Raw genomic sequence first — 15,339 nt, 5'->3', positions numbered from 1 at the left:
GCATATATTGCAGCAGTGATTTTTTTAATATTCTTTTGTCCTAAATGCAGCGTTTTAGACTTTCTTTCGTCTTACATATAGTTTCAACAAACTCACAACGCAATTAAAAATTTCCAATTTCGACATAGACGCTTTTTCAAAAAGCAAGCTAATGTCAATACAACAATTATAACATGCAAAACTTAAAACAAATGAATTATGAAAACATTTAAATTTCTTTTACAAACGCTGTTAATTACTATTCCTCTTGTATTCGCTTCTTGTAGCAGTGACGATGATTTCGAAATCCCTACGCCGGATAATTCGAAGATTCTGTTGTCGGAGTACAAAATAGACTATACCACAAACAGCTACGGTGCTTCTTTTACTTATAATAGTAATAATGAATTGACAGAGGCAATTACATATTACTATACTTCTACAGGTAGTAAGTCATACGACAAAAAATATGTTTTTGGGGCAAAAACAAATAACAAGAAAGTTGTTGAAGTTTATGGTTACAGTACAGCGCCTAGCGTATGGAGCCTAGATTATACAACAACTTTGAACTATAATACTAAAGGAAAAATCACAAAGATAGAAGATTATCAAGTAGGTGTTGATGTTAACATTACATGGGATGGAGATCGCGTAATCAAAACAATGCCAGTGGGAATGCCAAGCATGGCAGATTCTGCTCAATATTATAGAGGAAATTATTATATAAACCCGGATTACAAATTGGATTCAACCTGGGATGTTGGAGATCAGCTGTCAAAAACAACAGCAACATTCTCCACTTATGCGAACTATTGGCAAATGATTCCGGTGGAATTTTATGCTCTTGAATCAAGAAGCATATGTAGTTTAGGCGCTTATTTCTCTGATAATGCCGTTGACAAAACAGTAGTAGTTCAAGATCGAAAAATTTATACTGATGGTACTAAAACAACTTTATCTGAAAGCTCATTGTCTACAAAAACAGATAGCCACATGCTCACATTCGGCACAATGTCAAAAAGAGTTCCAGAGAAAGTCGTTATAACATCTAAAACAGTATCTGAAATAACAGACCATATCACTCCAAGCAATAGCAGTGAAAGAGAACAGACAAACAATCCGCAAACAATCACATTTACTTATATAAACAAATAAAGTAAATTGCACTTATTATAATTGAGAAAATCACTGTTGCATATATTGCAGCAGTGATTTTTGTTAGATTCACTCCTCTTACTTAGAACCAAAAGGAATATCCAACGTGACATATACCGGAACTTTCTCTCCGTCATGTTCTCCCGAATTGTATCTTATGCTCACTACTCCCCGATAAGGAAAATATCATAAATCCGGCATCTGTCAATTCCGTTATAGCTTTTTCCAATGTGTAATTATCCATGATCTTCAAGTCGTAGATATAATGAGTTGGATCTTCAATCAACCTATTCTTGTAGATTTCCATCCTATCTCTTATGCTATCATTTGCAAAACAGTAATCATGGCATCTCGTATTATGCAATAGCCTTTCGATAGCAGCTTTTTCTTTATCAAGGAAGATTACATCATATTCATAGCCGCAAAGGTATACTGCCCGTTTAGGGTTCTCGAAAAACAAATTTTCATTTTCAACTATCTCCTCTTCGTCCATAATGAGAACTGCCGCATTCTTCCTTTTCATTTTTACGTCATTGAAAAAGGCATTTGTGACAATGAAATACTTTGTATTGCCAGTAACAAAAGGTTTCCTGCCGCTTCCGCAACCAAATTCGATCGTATCTTGAATCGAGGCTATACTTAAAGAGTCAGCTGTTGTAGCACTTCCCTCTTTAGAAGTTTCTGTCTTGCATGAACAGAGAAGTGCTGCGAACAGAACCAATAAAGCAGCACAGAAACTCTTCATAAATTTGATCATTTTTCGTTTTATTTATTAGTCTATATCTATAGAAATCTCCATCGTAACATAAGCCGATACGGTTTCTCCTTTATCTTTTGCCGGAGTCCATTTTTGCGTAATAAATTTCATTACCCTCACTGCTTCCCTATCATAAGTGGGATTAAAGCCTTTCAATACCCTCACCTGATCAGTCTCTCCAGAAGTATTAATTACGAACCTGAGCAATATTTTTGCATGAAGTTCTTTTTCAAAGTAAGGTTCCGGATATTTGAAATTCGTCTTTATGTACTCTTCCAATGCTTTCTCCCCACCCGGATATTGAGGAGGATATTTCGGCCAGGAAAGAGGCTTGGGCTCTCCATTATCTTCGCAGGTACAAATACGATTTTCCGGGAGCTTCACACCTTCCGAAGTTGTTTTCGGCTTTTTAACTATAGCTATCTTCAGTTTGGGCGTCATTATCCGCTGCTTTGGATTCTCAACATATTCTTCGGATTCCGGCAGGCTCGCATCATTTTTCTCCGCCTTACTCTGGATACAAGTTACCAGCAAAGTAAGAAAAAGGAATATTGTAATCTTTCTCATAGCATTAGAATAAAGGTTCAGGCTATAAATATAAACAAAAAAACCGCAAAACAAAACTGTTCTGCGGCTTCTGCTCTTCCTCTTGGGCTTGAACCAAGGACCCCCTGATTAACAGTCAGGTGCTCTAACCAACTGAGCTAAGGAAGAATATACTTTTGAGCAATACTTTTGTCTTTGCTCTTCCTCTTGGGCTTGAACCAAGGACCCCCTGATTAACAGTCAGGTGCTCTAACCAACTGAGCTAAGGAAGAATATACTTTTGAGCAATACTTTTGTCTTTGCTCTTCCTCTTGGGCTTGAACCAAGGACCCCCTGATTAACAGTCAGGTGCTCTAACCAACTGAGCTAAGGAAGAATATACTTTTGAGCAATACTTTTGTCTTTGCTCTTCCTCTTGGGCTTGAACCAAGGACCCCCTGATTAACAGTCAGGTGCTCTAACCAACTGAGCTAAGGAAGAATGTTTTTATTACTCAAAAGTGAGGCAAAAGTAGGGCATATTTCTGAATTATGCAATATCTTTGACAAAAAAATTAAACATAGTAGATGAAAGTATTAGGAATGGGCAACGCCCTTGTAGATGTTTTGGCTCGTATTGCCGATGATAAACTGCTCGAAACATTGAATCTGCCGAAAGGAAGCATGCAATTGATAGACGAAAAACGTTTTGCCGAATTATCGGATGAAATACAGAAGCTCAACGCCGAAGTGGTATCGGGCGGCTCAGCTGCCAATACGATAGTCGGGTTAGCTTGCCTGGACATCAAAACAGGGTTTATCGGACGTATCGGGAAAGACACTTTCGGCAAACGCTACCGGGATGACCTGCTGAAATACGGCGTCGCTCCCCTACTCTCCGAGGTAGACGAAACATCGGGCGTAGCAACTACTTTCATTTCGCAGGACGGAGAACGCACCTTCGGCACTTATTTGGGTGCAGCTGCGCTACTCCATGCCAACGAACTGGATAAACAACAATTCGAAGGATACGACTATTTCTATATCGAGGGCTATCTCGTGCAAAGCTACGACCTCATCCGCCAAGCTATCTATATGGCCAAAGAAGCGGGGCTGAAGGTGATACTCGACTTTGCCAGCTACAATGTGGTGGAAGAAAGCAAGGATTTTCTATTGGAAATTATCCCGTCTCAGGTCGATATTGTTTTTGCCAACGAAGAAGAAGCTAAATCCCTTTACGGGAAAGACGTTACGCCGGAAGAAGCTGTTTCGCGTTTGGCTGAAATGGTCGAAGTGGCGATTGTCAAAGCCGGAGCAAACGGTTCGTGGGCACAACGTGGAAAAGAAAAAGTCTTTATCCCTGCCCGGGAAGTCGATTGCGTAGATACCACAGGCGCGGGCGACTTGTATGCTTCAGGCTTTATGTACGGGCTTATCCACGACCTTTCGTTGGAGAAATGCGGATTAATCGGGGCGCTATTAGCCGAAAATGTTATACAAGTCATCGGCCCTAAAATAACAGAGCAACAATGGGCTGCCATTAAACCAAAGATACAAGAGATTATTGCCGATTAACTTGCTTGGTATCGGACAATGCTTATATTTGTAATAATATAAAAAGGACTTAAAATCTAAATACTATGATTTACGATTTAGCTATTATCGGGGGCGGGCCGGCAGGATATACAGCCGCAGAACGTGCAGGAGCAAAAGGGCTTAAAACAATCTTGTTCGAGCGAAATGCGTTAGGCGGAGTGTGCCTGAATGAAGGTTGTATTCCGACCAAAACGCTATTGTATTCGGCCAAAACGTTAGCCTCTATACGGAGTGCTGCCAAATACGGTATACATGTATCGGGAGAGGCATCGGCAGATCTGGCTAAGATAATAGCCCGTAAGAATAAAGTCGTACGCAAGTTAGTTGCCGGAATCAAACAGAAGCTGAATGCGCACGAAACTGTAATAGTGAACGGTAATGCCGAAATAAAAGGCGAAAACGAAAATAAGCATATCCTTATCAGTTGCGAAGGTGAAACCTATGAAGTGAAGAAGCTATTGCTTTGCACCGGCTCGGAAACGATAATCCCACCGATAAAAGGGCTGGATTCGGTTTCGTATTGGACATCCCGCGAAGCATTGGATTGCAAAGAACTACCCGAATCGTTGGCTATTATCGGCGGCGGAGTTATCGGGATGGAATTTGCTTACTTTTACCACACACTGGGTGTGAAAGTCAGCGTGATAGAAATGCTGCCCGAGATATTGGCCAACATGGATAAGGAATCGGCCGAAATGCTTCGTGCCGAATATACCAAAGCCGGCATCGCATTCTATCTCGACACAAAAGTGCAAGAGGTGACTGCTGAAAAGGTCGTTGCCGAGAAAGACGGAGAAAGGATAGAAATAGAAGCCAGACAACTCCTGCTTAGTACGGGAAGGAGGCCGGTTATTGCCGGGCTCGGGTTAGAAAAGTTGAACATAGAACTGCATGGCAGAGGTGTAAAAGTCGACGAGCATATGCACACTTCCCATCCTTCGGTCTATGCTTGTGGCGACGTAACAGGCTATTCGCTATTGGCGCATACGGCCGTACGCGAAGCCGAAGTTGCCGTGAACCATCTGACAGGGACTTCCGATCAGATGTCCTACAATGCTATTCCGGGTGTGGTCTATACAAACCCTGAAATAGCCGGAGTAGGCGCTTTGGAAGGGGAAATAGAAGGCTCTAAGATCGTGAAACTGCCGATGGCATATTCGGGACGTTTTGTCGCAGAAAATGAATTGGGCAACGGCTTTTGCAAGTTGATTCTAAGCAAGGATGATATTATTATCGGTTGCCATATGCTTGGCAATCCGTCATCGGAATTGATTGTCATTGCGGGCATAGCCATCGAAAAAGGATATACGGTAGACCAGTTCCAAAAAATCGTATTCCCACATCCTACTGTGGGTGAGATTCTTCACGAATCTTTGTTTGCCGAATGATTTTTTTGAGAGGCTACTGCCTCATTTTGTACTATCTTTGCAGTTCCAGTAGATTTATATATTTATGAGAAAAGTTATTTACGGATTGATTCCGTGCCTATTAGTAACGTTGCTGTGCTGCGCTTCCTGCAAACGGACAGCAGCCAACGAAACACCGAATAATATCGCTTACGATACGCTAAGCGTTGTAGAGATATACCATCTCGACAATGATTCGGTCAAACCTTCTTGCTCATTGCAAGTTACCTATATTTATCCTGACAAGTATGAGGATGAAAAAATCCTTTCGCAGATACAAAATGAGTTGAACGTCTACCTTTTCGAAGACGAAAGCTATTTATCGCTGCCTGCGCGGGAGGCTTTGGAGAAATATAAAAAAGCGTATGTAGAAAACTACAAACAGGATGTAGTAATGCGCTTCCCTGACTGGGAAAAGTCGGGCGAAACGATGGACTATTTCTCTTATTACAAGAAAATCAATACACATGTATTGTTCGATAAAGGCGGGATTCTTTCTTATCAAATCGTATCGCGCGATTACAAGGGCGGAGCGAACTCTTCTACTTACTATCAAAATTTAGTATTCGACACGAAAACAGGTAAGCGCTTGAACGAAGAAGACATCTTCGTCCCTGAATATAAAGACACTTTAGGCGAATTTTTCGTTGCCGAGATATTGAAGCAAAACAAAGCCGAGTCTACACAGCAACTGATGGAAGATTTAGGCTTTTTCGGCATCGAAGATATCCCGTTCAACAACAACTTCATTGTCAACGAAACGGGGATAGACTATACCTTCAACGAGGGAGAGATAGCCCCTCAATCGGTAGGTGCTATTACGATTCACATGCCGTATGAAGAAATAATTTCCCTGTTAAAAGACAATTCTCCTATTTCACATTTCTATAATTAAACGGATGGATATCGATATCATTCTGAAATACTTCCCCGAGCTGAGCGACAAACAGAAAGAACAGTTTGCAGCGTTAGGCCCGTTATATACCGACTGGAACAGCAAAATCAATGTTATCTCCCGAAAGGATATAGATAACCTCTACGAGCACCACATATTGCACTCGCTTGCCATAGCCAAACTGATACAATTCTCTGACGGAACGCACATTATGGACGTGGGCACCGGCGGCGGATTCCCGGGAATACCGTTGGCTATTCTGTTTCCGCAATGTAAATTCCTGTTGGTAGACAGCATCGGCAAAAAGGTCATCAAAGTGGCAGGAGCAATCGCATCCGAAATAGGACTGACAAACGTCGAATGCCGCCATACGCGTGCCGAAGAGGTGAAAGAAAAATTCGACTTCGTTGTCAGCCGTGCCGTAATGCCTCTGCCCGACTTGGTCAAAATAGTGCGCAAAAATATATCGAAAGAGAACCGCAACGCTCTCCCGAACGGAATCATCTGTCTGAAAGGTGGCAATCTGGACGGCGAAATGCATCCTTTCAAGAAAACGGCCGAAGCGGATGATTTATCCATGTTCTTCGAGGAAGAATTTTTCAAGACGAAAAAGATTATTTATGTCTTAATATAAACTATCGCTTTTTTCGGAATAATCTATTATCTTTAGCGGCAGACACACTTAAATAATACAACTTATGAAAAGAGCGATATTTCTTTGCCTGTTGTCTGTTATTTTCTTCCAAACGATACAGGCTCAAACTAACAATGACAAGATAGAAGAAGCCATACAGCTGATGGAAAGCGGCAATATCGGCGAAAGTATAATCCTGCTGAATGAGGTACTCAAGGAAGAACCGGATTCGTACGTTGCAGGCTATGAATTAGGATATGCCTATTACTTGAAAAAGGATTACAAGGAGGCTATCAAAATAATGAAAAAGCTCGAAAAGCATAAAGATGTCAACCACCTGTTATACGGAATGATTGGCAATGCTTACGACGAACTGGGAGAGTCTAAAAAAGCATTAAAGACTTATGACGACGCGCTAAAGAAATTCCCCGAAAAAGGTATTCTCTACCTCAACAAAGGGGTAACTCTTATGCGACAGGAAGACTATAATGGAGCATTGGCTATCTTTGAGAAAGGTATAGAAGCCGATCCTATTTTCCCATCCAACTACTATTGGGCAGCCAAGATGTTCAACCTGGACACAGAGGAGAAAAACTGGGGGATGATTTACGGCGAGATATTTATGAACCTCGAACGGAATAGCCGTAGAACACAAGAAATAAGCAAATTGCTTTACGATACGTACAAGAATAATATAACAATAGTCAACGACACCACTGTTGCCCTTTCGTTTACGAAGAAAGAACAAACAATCTATTTAGACAAGAAAAAGTCGGGCGATGCAGCTTATTTGTTGAAGGCTTTGAGCCAGGCATACAACAGCAGTGTATACGATTCTGTGATGAAGGAAGCTGTACTCCCCGCCCCAAAAGAAATCGACTTGACATCTCTCAATACTATCCGCAATAAGTTCGTCACCATATACACGGAAAAATACGGAGAATCCGACCCGAATGTATTGTTCACTTTCCAGAAAGAGATACAAGCCTTGGGATTGATGAACGCCTATAACCATTGGATATTGATGCAGGGCGACCTCGATGCCTTCGACGAATGGCATGCTGAAAATCAGCAGGAATGGGATAGATTTGTCAACTGGTTTACAGCAAATCCCATCCAAATCACTCACGACAACAAATTTGTAAGAACAGCTAACCCATAAAATGACAAAAAGACTTTTGGGCATCATTTGCCTATCGTTATTTACGGCATACTTATCTGCCCAAGAGCAAACGACAGAGAATATAAAAAAGGATTTCCTGAAATTGGGTATTATCGGCAAGGTAAATACGCAAGGACAGGAGGCTCCTTCTTACACAAACAGTTTGTCGCTGAATCTGATTTACGGAAAATCATACAACGAAAACGGCTTTCTTTTCAGTGGCATTTTCAGCTCTGTGAGAAATGAAGCAAAAGGCTTTCAGCTTTCCGGGCTGGCAACCCGGATTCACCGCCACGGGAGCGGTGTATCTATTGCCGGGCTATACAACCGTTCGCACTATTACGACGGACTTAGCATTTCGGCAATAAATTTCAGCAGGCACAGTCATCGTGGCGTGCAGATAGGAATATACAATCTGGCGCAGGAAAATATGCAGGGTGTCCAGATTGGAGGATTCAATACGACAAAGCATCAGCAAGGACTGCAATTGGGGTTGATTAATCAGCGAAGCGAGGGGAAAGGTCTTCAGCTCGGGTTGCTCAATATCGCTCAGGAAAACGATTATCAATTAGGCTGGGTAAACATAACCAAAAGCGGACACAAAAGCCTCGGTCTGCGTTTCGACAGGCTGGGCAACCTTTTAACGACCTTCCGTTCGGGTGGAAGGCTCTTCTATGGCATTATCGGAGCGGGATATAATGTCCGTTCGAGCGAACATATGCTGGTCGTCGAGGGCGGTTGGGGCGTACATTTACGCTTCTGCAAACGATTCCGCATAGACAATGAAATAGCGCTGACTTATATGGGTAAAACGCACCTTGCCAGTCCCCGCTTACGTTTAGGGCTTAGCCTCAATCCCTTCACGCCATACGACAAAGATTATAATTACAAACATATCTTCAATCCGAGCTTACGGGTATTGCCCACATTAAGGTTGAGCAACAGGATAGAAATATATGCCGGCCCTACGCTTAGTTATATGTTAGCCCACGACGAGGCGCATAAAACTTTATTTCCGCATTTCTATTTGTGGCAGGACTTAGACGGACCTTCGTACAAACAACTATATATGGGGTATACGGCCGGAGTGCAATATTGTTTCTAAAGAATGTGAATCAGCAGTTGAAATAATATCTATAAGTTTATCAATATTGAAATAGTTGACGGGGTTATCAGTTACGAGAAAAAGTAACTCGCCAAAAAATTCCCGAAAATAAGTAGAGGTTTGTTACTTTTTTGTCACCTCGAATGGATGCGAGAGGTCTCATTCCGATTACGCGACGAGATGCTTCACTTCGCTCAGCATGACAGAGCGCGTCTGCTCCTTTGTGAACTTGGTGTAAAACCTTTGTGGCCTCTGCGGTTAAGTAATAAAAAGTAACTCGCCGAAAAACATTCAAAACAAATAGAGGTTTGTTACTTTTTGGGGGAGTGTTCTTAGAAAAACTTGGTATTCTTCGTGGTTAAATAATTATTAAGCTGATAAGTATACAAGTTACGAGAAAAAGTAACCCGACAGAAAACACTCAAAAATAAGTAGAGGTTTGTTACTTTTTTGTCACCTCGAATGGATGTGAGAGGTCTCGTTCCGATTACGCGACGAGATGCTTCACTTCGCTCAGCATGACAGAGCACGGCTGCTCCTTTGTGAACTTGGTGTAAAACCTTTGTGGCCTCTGCGGTTAAGTAATAAAAAGTAACTCGCCGAAAAACATTCAAAACAAATAGAGGTTTGTTACTTTTTGGGGGAGTGTTCTTAGAAAAACTTGGTATTCTTCGTGGTTAAATAATTATTAAGCTGATAAGTATACAAGTTACGAGAAAAAGTAACCCGACAGAAAACACTCAAAAATAAGTAGAGGTTTGTTACTTTTTTGTCACCTCGAATGGATGTGAGAGGTCTCGTTCCGATTACGCGACGAGATGCTTCACTTCGCTCAGCATGACAGAGCACGGCTGCTCCTTTGTGAACTTGGTGTAAAACCTTTGTGGCCTCTGCGGTTAAGTAATAAAAAGTAACTCGCCGAAAAACATTCAAAACAAATAGAGGTTTGTTACTTTTTGGGGGAGTGTTCTTAGAAAAACTTGGTGCTCTTCGTGGTTAAATAATTATTAAGCTGATAAGTATACGAGTATACAAGTTGCGGGAAAAAGTAACCCGACAGAAAATGCCCGAAAATAAGTAGAGGTATGTTACTTTTTATTTACAATTAACCCGAAGAAAAAGGATGAAATAGTATATATCTTTATATTTGCATAATGAAATTAAAAGAAGAAAATAAGCATAAGGCAGTACTGACAACCGAGCATGTGCTGACCAAAGGTTCGACAGTGACGTATGTCGTTTACGACGAAGATGGCGACTGGCAATTATTCGGCGACGAGGAATTTGATGAGGACGAAAATCCCTATGTCGTTTCGGTAGAAGAAATCCTTGAAATGGAACCTGTATTGAAAAAGTTGCCGGACATGCAGCCGGGGCAAACGGCTGTACGCGAGGCGGGAAGTTTCCGATGGACAATAATGGAGGAATAAGAAATGGGAAAATGTAGTATTTTATATATCTTGGTTCTATTATTAACATTTTCTTCTTGCAAAACCCAAGAAAACAGAGGAGACAATCAGATGAATTTTTCGAAACTCATATTTCATAAAAGTCGTTGTAACGGAACTTGCCCAACCATTTCCTTGGAGATTGACAATGAAAGAAATATCTATATAGAAAGAGAATATTTCAAGACAAAAAGCGAAACAGACCCACTGAACAGTGGTCGATTCAAAGGAAAATTATCGGAAAGCAATTACACTTATCTATTGAATTTATTGAAAAATTGCGACTTAGATACATTGGAGTTTCCAGAGAGTAATATTATGGATTTATCGAAAACAACGCTAATCATCTACTACAATGGGAAACAAAAGTATCTGAAATCAGTTGAAATACCAGATAAAGCAGAAGAGTTGGTTAATTTCCTCAATGTAATAGGCAATAACAGAGAGTTAGAAAGAACTGAGGAAATAAGGCAACTGGAATATTGAATAATCCAGCCAGTCTTCTAATAAAATTTAAGACACATAGGTTAGCTAAAAATGTTACCTTTGTACACTTTTTAAACTAAAAATATATCAGAATGAACAATCAGAAAGAAACGGACTTTAAATCCGTGACTGACGAAAAGAAGCTGTTCATCGAGACTTACGGATGCCAGATGAATGTGGCAGATTCCGAGGTCGTTGCGTCTGTCATGCAAATGGGCGGGTATACCGTTACCGATAAGTTTGAAGATGCCGATGCAGTCTTTGTCAACACCTGTTCGGTGCGCGACAATGCCGAACAACGAGTTATTCAACGGCTCGAGTATTTCAATGCCATCCGTCGCAAGCGGAAGCCAAATATGATTATCGGCGTATTGGGCTGTATGGCGGAACGTGTAAAAGAAGAGCTGATTGAAAAACATCACGCCGACGTAGTAGTCGGCCCCGATGCCTATCTCGACCTGCCTAATCTGGTGGGTGCTGCCGAAAGTGGCGAAAAGGCCATTAACGTACAGCTTTCTAAAACCGAAACTTATAAAGATGTTATTCCGCTGCGTATAGGAGGAAACCACATTTCGGGTTTCATATCCATCATGCGCGGCTGCAACAAGGTTTGCTCGTACTGCATCGTCCCATACACACGCGGACGCGAACGCAGCCGTGAGCCCCGCAGCATCCTGAACGAGCTTGCCGACCTGCGCGACAAAGGATTTAAGGAAGTAACACTACTTGGGCAAAACGTCAATTCGTATCGCTACGAAGAAGGAGGAAAAGTCGTCGACTTCTCCGAACTGCTGCGTCTGGCTGCCGAAGCAGCCCCTAATATGCGCATCCGCTTTACGACCTCCTACCCTACCGACATGGTAGACGAGACGTTGGAAGTCATAGCAGCTTATGACAACCTGTGCAAGTTCATTCATCTGCCCGTACAATCCGGAAGCACACGCATGCTCGAAATCATGAAACGCCGTTACGACCGCGCCTGGTATCTCGACCGCATCGAAGCTATCCGCCGTATTATCCCGGGATGTGGATTATCGACCGACATCATGTGTGGTTATCATTCCGAAACAGAGGAAGACCACCAAGAGACACTGTCATTGATGCGCGAAGTTTGCTTAGACTCGGCGTTTATGTTCAAGTATTCCGAACGCCCGGGAACGTATGCATCGCGCCATCTGGCCGACGACATACCCGAAGAAGTCAAAATACGGCGTTTGCAGGAGATTATCGACCTGCAAAACGAATGTTCGCTAAGAAGTAACACTCAGGATGTAGGCAAAGAATTCGAAGTATTAGTCGAGGGCTTCTCCAAGCGTTCGAAGGAACAGCTTTTCGGGCGGACATCGCAAAATAAAGTCGTGATTTTCGATAAAGGAAATCATCGCATAGGCGAATTGGTCAAAGTCCGCGTTACGGACAACACCTCTGCCACTTTGTTTGGAGAGGAGATTTAACCGCCAGCAAACACCTCACCTTTAGACAATTGCAAGGATTAAAAGATAAAAGAAGAGACTATCCTAATAAGGAATAGCCTCTTCTTACTCTATCATATTAACTGTAGATTATCTTATACGTCTCTTCAATTTCTGTTTCCGGTCTTCCCATATCCGGCTGATTGTTTTGACAGATGACCGGCGGGCGCGACGTTTCGGATTCTTGTGCTGCTCCAATGACGCTTGTTTGATACGATTCTTGATACGAGGTTTCATCTTCGAATTTCGGCTCGATACATCCTTGCGGTCCTTCTTCAGTACGAACTCCATCTTCCAAATATTCTTTTTCAATTCGGAGCGATATTCGGGAACGAGTTTGAAAACATACAGAAACTTCCTGTAATCGGAAAATGCCGGCATATTAAGGAAAAACTCTATCATATAAACCTGATGGTATCTCTCAAACCGTCTAAGCGTGAAGAAGTCATCTTCCTTTTTATGCTTTCTACGTGGTATCATATAGAGGGCATCGACCTCTTCGTCATATGCAAACTGAACCGAAGTATACTTATCTAACCGCAACTGCTCGCTCGCATACTTATTGAAGCGGATATTTCCCGAGACATTGATAAAACAGTACAATTCTTGTTCGCCTACTTCTTCCATCTCGAAGTATTTGGACCTCCGAGTTTTTTTCATTACAGACATTCGGCTTATTTCTCTGTTTTGGCGACGCGTTTGGTAGTTCTGCGCTTAACCGCGTTCTTCTTAATTCTTTCTATCTCTTCTTTGGTACGGGGAAGGACTTGCTTCTCCATTCTGAAAACAGTCTTCTTCAATTCTTCTTCGTATTGAGGAATCAGTTCGTATGTAATGGAATAGCGCACAAAGTCAACACCCAATGACTCGAAGAACAGTGCCGAATTAAGGTTCAGGTAACGTCCTGCTCCGGTGAGAGGAAAGTTATCCTTATTAATTTTCTTCTCGAATAAGAGATACATCTGACCTTCTTCATCTTCGAAGAATTTGACTGCCTGGCTTTTCTTTAAGCCCAATTCTCTCAGCGCGTCTGTTGTGAAACAAAGACGCCCATTAGCTTGCAGAGTACATCGCAAAGCTACATTCAGATTTTTTCTACTAAGTATTTTTAGTGCCATAACTTCTATTGAGTTTAAAATTGCCTTAATATTACTTTATATCTATCTATTTAACTTACCTATATGCAAATATACAACAGAATATTATATTTTGAAATCTTTTCTCATTAATAAAATAAAAAAGCCTGAGCATGTGTTATTGCTCAGGTCTTTTTTATTTTAAATGTATTTTGCTTAAATACTGATTGTCAAGATTAATAACCTCTTATTGCTTTGATACCCGGAAGGACTTTACCTTCAATGAATTCAAGTAATGCACCTCCGCCTGTAGACACATATGACACTTTGTCTGCGTAACCGAATTTATTAACACATGCAACCGAGTCGCCTCCGCCTACGAGCGAGAATGCTCCCGCAGCAGTAGCATCAACAATAGCTTTGGCTACCACTTGAGAGCCGTGTGCGAAATTATCGAATTCGAACACGCCAACCGGTCCATTCCAAAGGATAGTCTTAGATGCTTTTATTACATCAGCAAATTCGTCTTCGCCTTTAGGGCCTATATCCAATCCCATATATCCGTCAGGGATATTATTGGCTTCGGCAATAATCGATTTAGCATCGTTGCTGAATGAATCTCCGGCTTTAGCGTCAGAAGACAATACAAGATTTACGCCTGCTGCTTCGGCCTTCTTCATGATTTCTTTTGCTAATTCGAGCTTGTCGTCTTCGCAAAGTGAGTTTCCTATTTTACCGCCTTTAGCCTTTTCGAATGTAAATGCCATACCACCACCGATGATAAGGTTATTTACTTTCGAGAGCAGGTTTTCGATAATATCTATTTTGGATGATACTTTCGAACCTCCGATGATTGCTGTAAACGGACGAGCAGGATCTTTCATGATTTTCTCTACTGCGTCTATTTCTTTTTGCATCAGGAATCCGAACATCTTGTGATCGGCATCGAAATAGTCTGCGATAAGCGCTGTAGATGCGTGTGCACGGTGCGCAGTACCGAAAGCGTCGTTTACATATACATCTGCATAAGAAGCCAATTTCTTTGTAAAATCTTTCTGGCTTTCTTTGATAGCCTTCTTGGCTGTAGCTTTTTCTTCTTCGCTTGCATCATCTGCCAATCCGCGAGGTTTTCCTTCTTCTTCGGCATAGAAGCGAAGGTTTTCGAGCAAAAGAGCCTCTCCCGGTTGAAGGGCTGCAGCTTTTACCCCAGCGCTTTCACCCACACAGTCATCAGCAAATTGAACATCTACGCCCAACAGTTCCGATACGCGAGGTAATATGTGTTTCAAAGAGTATTTGCTTTCTACTCCCTTCGGACGGCCAAGGTGCGAAGCGATAATAGGGCTTCCTCCATCAGCTATGATTTTTTTCAATGTAGGCATTGCCGCACGGATACGTGTATCGTCAGTAATTTCGAATTTGTCGTTGAGTGGAACATTGAAGTCTACTCTGACAAAGACTTTCTTACCTGAAAAGTTGAATTTGTCAATTGTAATCATGATAATCTTACGTTATTTTAAAATATTAATTTATAAGCAGATACAAGAAGGAAAAGACTCCTCTTTTTTGCGAGTACAAATATACAAAATTTACACCAAAATAACCGGGCGGGACCGTCGATTTTTTGCATAAAGAAACTGGAGG

At 41.7% G+C, this 15,339-nt stretch carries 15 protein-coding genes and 4 tRNA genes; 10 read left to right on the top strand and 9 right to left on the bottom strand.

The features are described 5' to 3' along the window. Positions 1-198: 198 nt before the first annotated feature. Complete coding sequence (locus tag D0T66_RS08695) at positions 199-1,134, top strand: hypothetical protein (protein WP_163356878.1); 936 nt, start codon at positions 199-201, stop codon at positions 1,132-1,134. A gap of 133 nt (positions 1,135-1,267) precedes the next feature. Here the strand turns inward: D0T66_RS08695 and D0T66_RS08690 are convergent, their stop codons facing one another. The 6 genes from D0T66_RS08690 to D0T66_RS08665 all read right to left on the bottom strand — a co-directional run bounded on the left by D0T66_RS08690 (position 1,268) and on the right by D0T66_RS08665 (position 2,917). Further along, positions 1,268-1,879: a hypothetical protein gene (locus tag D0T66_RS08690; RefSeq protein WP_163356877.1), complete on the bottom strand. Its 612-nt coding sequence runs from the start codon at positions 1,877-1,879 to the stop codon at positions 1,268-1,270. Between the two features lie 27 nt (positions 1,880-1,906). Then, complete coding sequence (locus D0T66_RS08685) at positions 1,907-2,458, bottom strand: energy transducer TonB (RefSeq protein WP_163356876.1); 552 nt, start codon at positions 2,456-2,458, stop codon at positions 1,907-1,909. Between the two features lie 73 nt (positions 2,459-2,531). Continuing rightward, positions 2,532-2,605 (bottom strand) — tRNA-Asn (locus D0T66_RS08680). Positions 2,606-2,635: 30 nt separating this feature from the next. Beyond that, a tRNA-Asn gene (locus D0T66_RS08675) sits at positions 2,636-2,709 on the bottom strand. Positions 2,710-2,739: 30 nt separating this feature from the next. Continuing rightward, positions 2,740-2,813 (bottom strand) — tRNA-Asn (locus D0T66_RS08670). A gap of 30 nt (positions 2,814-2,843) precedes the next feature. Continuing rightward, positions 2,844-2,917: transfer RNA gene (locus D0T66_RS08665), tRNA-Asn, on the bottom strand. Positions 2,918-3,003: 86 nt separating this feature from the next. Between D0T66_RS08665 and D0T66_RS08660 the strand changes: the two genes are divergently transcribed. The 9 genes from D0T66_RS08660 (at position 3,004) to miaB (ending at position 12,601) form a co-directional block, all read left to right on the top strand. Then, positions 3,004-3,990, top strand: a complete 987-nt coding sequence (locus tag D0T66_RS08660) for an adenosine kinase (protein WP_163356875.1) — start codon at positions 3,004-3,006, stop codon at positions 3,988-3,990. Between the two features lie 65 nt (positions 3,991-4,055). After that, on the top strand, positions 4,056-5,399 hold the full coding sequence (gene lpdA, locus D0T66_RS08655; protein WP_163356874.1) for a dihydrolipoyl dehydrogenase: 1,344 nt from the start codon (positions 4,056-4,058) through the stop codon (positions 5,397-5,399). Between the two features lie 64 nt (positions 5,400-5,463). Next, positions 5,464-6,312 (top strand): RsiV family protein, encoded by an 849-nt coding sequence (locus D0T66_RS08650; RefSeq protein ID WP_163356873.1) that lies wholly within the window; start codon positions 5,464-5,466, stop codon positions 6,310-6,312. A gap of 10 nt (positions 6,313-6,322) precedes the next feature. Continuing rightward, entirely contained in the window at positions 6,323-6,946 is a 624-nt protein-coding gene (gene rsmG / locus D0T66_RS08645; protein ID WP_163356951.1) for a 16S rRNA (guanine(527)-N(7))-methyltransferase RsmG, read from the top strand. Positions 6,947-7,010: 64 nt separating this feature from the next. Then, complete coding sequence (locus D0T66_RS08640) at positions 7,011-8,108, top strand: M48 family metallopeptidase (protein WP_163356872.1); 1,098 nt, start codon at positions 7,011-7,013, stop codon at positions 8,106-8,108. A 1-nt stretch (position 8,109) separates the two neighbouring features. Then, positions 8,110-9,213 (top strand): LA_2272 family surface repeat-containing protein, encoded by a 1,104-nt coding sequence (locus D0T66_RS08635; protein WP_163356871.1) that lies wholly within the window; start codon positions 8,110-8,112, stop codon positions 9,211-9,213. A gap of 1,154 nt (positions 9,214-10,367) precedes the next feature. Further along, positions 10,368-10,643, top strand: a complete 276-nt coding sequence (locus tag D0T66_RS08630; RefSeq protein ID WP_163356870.1) for a hypothetical protein — start codon at positions 10,368-10,370, stop codon at positions 10,641-10,643. A 3-nt stretch (positions 10,644-10,646) separates the two neighbouring features. Continuing rightward, positions 10,647-11,147 (top strand): DUF6438 domain-containing protein, encoded by a 501-nt coding sequence (locus D0T66_RS08625; RefSeq protein ID WP_163356869.1) that lies wholly within the window; start codon positions 10,647-10,649, stop codon positions 11,145-11,147. 92 nt (positions 11,148-11,239) lie between these two features. After that, on the top strand, positions 11,240-12,601 hold the full coding sequence (gene miaB / locus D0T66_RS08620; RefSeq protein WP_163356868.1) for a tRNA (N6-isopentenyl adenosine(37)-C2)-methylthiotransferase MiaB: 1,362 nt from the start codon (positions 11,240-11,242) through the stop codon (positions 12,599-12,601). A 108-nt stretch (positions 12,602-12,709) separates the two neighbouring features. Here the strand turns inward: miaB and D0T66_RS08615 are convergent, their stop codons facing one another. The 3 genes from D0T66_RS08615 to pgk form a co-directional block, all read right to left on the bottom strand. Further along, positions 12,710-13,279: a hypothetical protein gene (locus tag D0T66_RS08615; RefSeq protein WP_163356867.1), complete on the bottom strand. Its 570-nt coding sequence runs from the start codon at positions 13,277-13,279 to the stop codon at positions 12,710-12,712. 14 nt (positions 13,280-13,293) lie between these two features. Further along, a complete protein-coding gene (locus D0T66_RS08610; RefSeq protein WP_163356866.1) occupies positions 13,294-13,737 on the bottom strand; it encodes a hypothetical protein in 444 nt (147 codons plus the stop codon). A 194-nt stretch (positions 13,738-13,931) separates the two neighbouring features. After that, on the bottom strand, positions 13,932-15,194 hold the full coding sequence (gene pgk, locus D0T66_RS08605) for a phosphoglycerate kinase (RefSeq protein WP_163356865.1): 1,263 nt from the start codon (positions 15,192-15,194) through the stop codon (positions 13,932-13,934). Between the last annotated feature and the right edge of the window lie 145 nt (positions 15,195-15,339).

Source organism: Dysgonomonas sp. 25, assembly GCF_010501075.1.
In the GTDB taxonomy this organism is placed as follows: Bacteria; Bacteroidota; Bacteroidia; order Bacteroidales; family Dysgonomonadaceae; genus Dysgonomonas.
Note: the sequence above shows the minus strand (reverse complement) of the source record. Positions and strands in the feature narration are given on the sequence as shown.

What these genes read in the sequence shown, in the direction of transcription:
- D0T66_RS08695 (WP_163356878.1), top strand. Translation starts at nt 199, where the DNA reads ATGAAAACATTTAAATTTCTTTTACAAACGCTGTTAATTACTATTCCT.
- D0T66_RS08690 (WP_163356877.1), bottom strand. Translation starts at nt 1,879, where the DNA reads ATGAAGAGTTTCTGTGCTGCTTTATTGGTTCTGTTCGCAGCACTTCTC.
- D0T66_RS08685 (WP_163356876.1), bottom strand. Translation starts at nt 2,458, where the DNA reads ATGAGAAAGATTACAATATTCCTTTTTCTTACTTTGCTGGTAACTTGT.
- D0T66_RS08660 (WP_163356875.1), top strand. Translation starts at nt 3,004, where the DNA reads ATGAAAGTATTAGGAATGGGCAACGCCCTTGTAGATGTTTTGGCTCGT.
- lpdA (WP_163356874.1), top strand. Translation starts at nt 4,056, where the DNA reads ATGATTTACGATTTAGCTATTATCGGGGGCGGGCCGGCAGGATATACA.
- D0T66_RS08650 (WP_163356873.1), top strand. Translation starts at nt 5,464, where the DNA reads ATGAGAAAAGTTATTTACGGATTGATTCCGTGCCTATTAGTAACGTTG.
- D0T66_RS08640 (WP_163356872.1), top strand. Translation starts at nt 7,011, where the DNA reads ATGAAAAGAGCGATATTTCTTTGCCTGTTGTCTGTTATTTTCTTCCAA.
- D0T66_RS08635 (WP_163356871.1), top strand. Translation starts at nt 8,110, where the DNA reads ATGACAAAAAGACTTTTGGGCATCATTTGCCTATCGTTATTTACGGCA.
- D0T66_RS08630 (WP_163356870.1), top strand. Translation starts at nt 10,368, where the DNA reads ATGAAATTAAAAGAAGAAAATAAGCATAAGGCAGTACTGACAACCGAG.
- D0T66_RS08625 (WP_163356869.1), top strand. Translation starts at nt 10,647, where the DNA reads ATGGGAAAATGTAGTATTTTATATATCTTGGTTCTATTATTAACATTT.
- miaB (WP_163356868.1), top strand. Translation starts at nt 11,240, where the DNA reads ATGAACAATCAGAAAGAAACGGACTTTAAATCCGTGACTGACGAAAAG.
- D0T66_RS08615 (WP_163356867.1), bottom strand. Translation starts at nt 13,279, where the DNA reads ATGAAAAAAACTCGGAGGTCCAAATACTTCGAGATGGAAGAAGTAGGC.
- D0T66_RS08610 (WP_163356866.1), bottom strand. Translation starts at nt 13,737, where the DNA reads ATGGCACTAAAAATACTTAGTAGAAAAAATCTGAATGTAGCTTTGCGA.
- pgk (WP_163356865.1), bottom strand. Translation starts at nt 15,194, where the DNA reads ATGATTACAATTGACAAATTCAACTTTTCAGGTAAGAAAGTCTTTGTC.